3 protein-coding genes and 1 pseudogene are annotated in these 4,241 nt (G+C 65.6%); 3 read left to right on the forward strand and 1 reads right to left on the reverse strand.

Annotation, left to right across the window (positions count from 1 at the left end; translation table 11 throughout):
• On the forward strand, positions 1-262 hold a 262-nt coding region (locus B3T59_RS08590), incomplete at its 5' end, for a phosphoribosyltransferase family protein (protein WP_287002005.1).
• Positions 263-426: 164 nt separating this feature from the next.
• Positions 427-2,835, forward strand: coding sequence for a RelA/SpoT family protein (locus B3T59_RS08595; protein ID WP_287002006.1), 2,409 nt, complete (start codon positions 427-429; stop codon positions 2,833-2,835).
• 143 nt (positions 2,836-2,978) lie between these two features.
• Here the strand turns inward: B3T59_RS08595 and B3T59_RS08600 are convergent, their stop codons facing one another.
• Positions 2,979-3,923: a peptidylprolyl isomerase gene (locus B3T59_RS08600; RefSeq protein ID WP_287002007.1), complete on the reverse strand. Its 945-nt coding sequence runs from the start codon at positions 3,921-3,923 to the stop codon at positions 2,979-2,981.
• Positions 3,924-4,155: 232 nt separating this feature from the next.
• Between B3T59_RS08600 and B3T59_RS08605 the strand changes: the two are divergent.
• Positions 4,156-4,241 (forward strand): annotated as a pseudogene (locus B3T59_RS08605) (MBL fold metallo-hydrolase); the annotation flags it as partial.

Below are 4,241 nucleotides of genomic sequence, written 5' to 3' on the forward strand. Positions count from 1 at the left end.
CTACGACCTCGAGTACGGCACAGCTCGGCTGGAGATCCCGGCGAGCGGCATCGACATCACCGGCCGGCGCGTGCTGATCGTCGACGACGTCCTCGCAACGGGTGGAACCGCTGTCGCGGCGTCGAAACTCATGGGTTTGGCGGGTGCGTCTGTTGTCGGGGTCGCGGTGATCATGGAACTCGCCGATCTCGGCGGGCGCGCGAAGATCGCTGCCGAACTCGGCCCGGATGTGACCCTGCACGCGATCACCGAGGACCGCTGAGCCCGGTCGGTCCGCAGCGCACGCCACGCCCGGCGTCGGCGCCGGATTAGACTCGTCACATACGGTGTTGAAATCTTCCGGGATCAGTTCTCATCGGTCGATGTCAGCGTGTCGGTTCTCACGACCTGACGTCCGGAGAAGACGCACCACGAGAAGGAGGCAGCATGGCGAATGAGACCGAGGCGGCCGTCGCTCGTGAGCGGGTCACGCCGACCGCCCCCGCGGAGCAGGCCCGTCCCGCTGCTCCCGCCCCGGTGAGTGCGCCCGATAACACTGGGGCCACCGAGCCGGCTGCTCCCGCCGACACCACGCATGCCTCGGCGTCGCGGCGCGTTCGCGCGCGCCTCGCACGTCGGATGACCGCGACCCGCAGCTCGGTCCGTCCGGTCCTCGAACCGCTGGTCACCCTGCATCGGGAGATCTATCCCAAGGCCGACATCGCGCTTCTGCAGCACGCCTACGACGTCGCCGACGAACGCCATCGTGGTCAGAACCGGAAGTCGGGCGATCCATACATCACCCATCCGCTCGCGGTCGCGACGATTCTCGCCGATCTCGGGATGGACACCACCACGCTCGTCGCCGCGCTGTTGCACGACACCGTCGAGGACACCGGCTACACACTCGAGGCGCTCGAGAGTGAGTTCGGTGCCGAGGTCGCCCATCTCGTCGACGGCGTGACCAAGCTCGACAAGGTGGCCCTCGGCAGCGCAGCCGAAGCCGAGACGATCCGCAAGATGATCATCGCGATGGCACGCGATCCGCGGGTTCTCGTGATCAAGGTCGCCGACCGCCTCCACAACATGCGCACGATGCGCTTCCTCCCGCCGGAGAAGCAGGCGCGTAAGGCTCGCGAAACGCTGGAAGTGATTGCGCCGCTTGCCCATCGGCTCGGCATGGCGACGGTCAAGTGGGAACTCGAAGACCTCTCGTTCGCGATTCTGCACCCGAAGCGCTACGAGGAGATCGTGCGGCTCGTTGCCGACCGCGCGCCCTCGCGCGACACCTATCTCGCTCGTGTGCGCGCCGACATCAACAACGCGCTGTCGTCGGCCAAGATCACCGCGACGGTCGAGGGCAGGCCCAAGCACTACTGGTCGATCTATCAGAAGATGATCGTCAAGGGTCGCGACTTCGACGACATCCACGATCTCGTCGGTATGCGCATCCTGTGCGACGACGTGCGTGACTGCTACGCAGCGGTCGGCGTCGTGCATTCGCTGTGGCAGCCGATGGCCGGACGTTTCAAGGACTACATCGCTCAGCCGAGGTTCGGCGTGTACCAGTCGTTGCACACCACGGTCATCGGGCCGGAGGGCAAGCCACTCGAGATTCAGATCCGCACCAACGACATGCACCGCACCGCCGAATTCGGTATCGCCGCGCATTGGCGATACAAGGAGGGCGGCTACCGGGATCGCAAGGGACGCAAGACCGATACGGCTGAGATCGACGACATGGCGTGGATGCGTCAACTTCTCGATTGGCAACGAGAAGCCGCCGACCCCGGCGAGTTCCTCGAGTCGCTGCGCTACGACCTCGCCGTCAAGGAGATCTTCGTCTTCACGCCGAAGGGCGACGTCATCACGCTGCCCGCGGGCTCGACGCCCGTCGACTTCGCCTACGCGGTGCACACCGAGGTGGGGCACCGATGTATCGGTGCACGGGTCAACGGCCGGCTCGTCGCGCTCGAACGCGAACTCGAGAACGGCGAAGTCGTCGAGGTGTTCACGTCGAAGGCTCCCAACGCCGGGCCGAGCAAGGACTGGCAGAACTTCGTCGTCTCGCCGCGCGCGAAGGCCAAGATCCGCCAGTGGTTTGCCAAGGAGCGTCGTGAAGAGGCTCTGGAAACCGGCAAGGACGCCATCGCGAAAGAGGTTCGACGAGGCGGGCTGCCGTTGCAGCGCTTGATGAGCGCCGAGTCGATGGCCGCGATCGCCAAGGAACTGCGCTACGCCGACGTCAGCGCGCTGTACACGGCTGTCGGCGAGAACCATGTGTCCGCACGGCACGTCGTGAATCGTCTCGTCTCGTCCCTCGGTGGAATCGACGACGCCGCGGAGGAGATCGCCGAGCGATCGACACTGTCGACGATGCCCTCGCGTACGCGCGCCGGGGGCGATGCGGGTGTGGTCATCGAGGGTGTCGACAACGTCCTCATCAAACTTGCGAAGTGTTGCACACCGGTTCCTGGAGACGACATCCTCGGCTTCATCACGCGCGGCGGGGGCGTCAGCGTGCACCGCACCGACTGCACCAACGCGGGTGAACTGCGCCGCCAGGACGAACGAATCATCCCTGTGACCTGGGCGCCGTCGCCCGAGTCGGTGTTTCTGGTCGCCATCCAGGTGGAGGCCCTCGACCGACATCGGCTGCTGTCGGACGTGACCAAGGTGCTCGCCGACGAAAAGGTGAACATCCTCTCGGCGTCGGTGACCACCAGCCGCGACCGCGTCGCGGTCAGCAAGTTCACCTTCGAGATGGGCGACCCCAAACACCTCGGCCACGTACTGAACGTCGTGCGCAACGTCGAGGGCGTGTACGACGTCTACCGCGTGACCTCCGCGGCGTAGCTGCGCACACTTGACGTCCCGGAGCGCACACTCGACAAGATGAAGCGCACACTCGACGTCCCGGAGCGCACACTCGACACAAAGAAGCGCCCAGTCGCGGGGTTGTCCCGCCGACTGGGCGCTTCGTCGCGTCGAGTGGGCGTTTAGTCCAGATCTCCGCCGGTGATCTTGGCCGTGGTGATCTGCACCGGCAGCTTGGGCTTGCCGTCGTTGGCCTCGCCCGACGGTCCGGCAGTCACGCCGCCTGCGGCGACCTTGTCGAGCACCTTCAGGCCCTCGGGGTCGACCTTGCCGACCACCGAGTAGTCGGCCGGGAGCTGACTGTCGGAGATCACGAGGAAGAACTGGCTCGAGCCGGTGTTGCTGCTCTGGCCGCCCTGGTTGCTGTTGGCGATCGCGATGGTGCCGCGGGGGTAGATCACCGACTGTTGCCCGGTCATCTGGTTCGCCTGTCCTGCGGGCTTGAGATCGGTCGGCGGCTCGTCGGGGCTGCTCCAGCCCGGGCCGCCTGCGCCGGTTCCGGTGGGATCGCCACACTGGAGCACCTTGAGCGCCTCGCTCGTGGTCATGCGGTGGCACGGGGTGTCGTTGTAGTACTTGTCGCCGATGAGCGAGATGATCGCGCCCGTGTTGCACGGTGCCGAAGCCCTGGTCAGGGTGATCGGAATCGTGCCCTGGGACGTGTCGAACACGGCCGAGACGTCGCCGGACTTCAGTTGCCGGTCGCCTGGCTTGGGGGCTGTCCGCTTCTTCGGGATGCCCTCGTTGATCATCTTGTTCATCTCGGCCGCGTACTTGCGGTACTCGTCGTGCTGCTCAGCGGGCACACCCTGCGGCGGATCGGTGGGGATCGGCTTGAGACGGTCGGGCTGATCCTGATACTGACACGATGTCCACCGGGCGGCTTCGCGGTCGTCGAGGACCTTCTTCACGATGAGCGTGGTCGCGGTGGCGACGACCGCTACCACCACCACCGTCGAGATCGACGCGATGAGGATCCGCCGACGCTTGCGATCCTGACGCTCGCGTTCGAGTCTGTCCTCAAGCTTCCGCTTGGCGGCTTCGCGGCGTTCCTCGTTGGTGGTCACGCTGGTGAACCCTCCTGAGACGTCTGTCGGGGCGTATGAAATACGGTGCGTATCAAACACGGCGCGTATGAAACACGGCTGTATCGACACGCAAGTGTGCCAGGACACCCTGAGAGTTCACCAGGCAGGTGTGCCGGAGTGTCGTCGAGTGGTGGTCGGAGATGCGCCAGAATGGAGGGTCAGGAGCGACGCGTCATCGGCGCCCGCGTCATGTCGAAGCCGAGGAGAGCACATGCTGATCACCGGATTCCCCGCCGGGATGTTCCAGACCAACTGCTACATCGTGGCGCCCGAGCCCGGTGGCGAGGCGGTCGTCGT

The sequence above is a fragment of the Gordonia sp. UBA7860 genome (genome assembly GCF_002500165.1).
Classification (GTDB): domain Bacteria; phylum Actinomycetota; class Actinomycetes; order Mycobacteriales; family Mycobacteriaceae; genus Gordonia; species Gordonia sputi.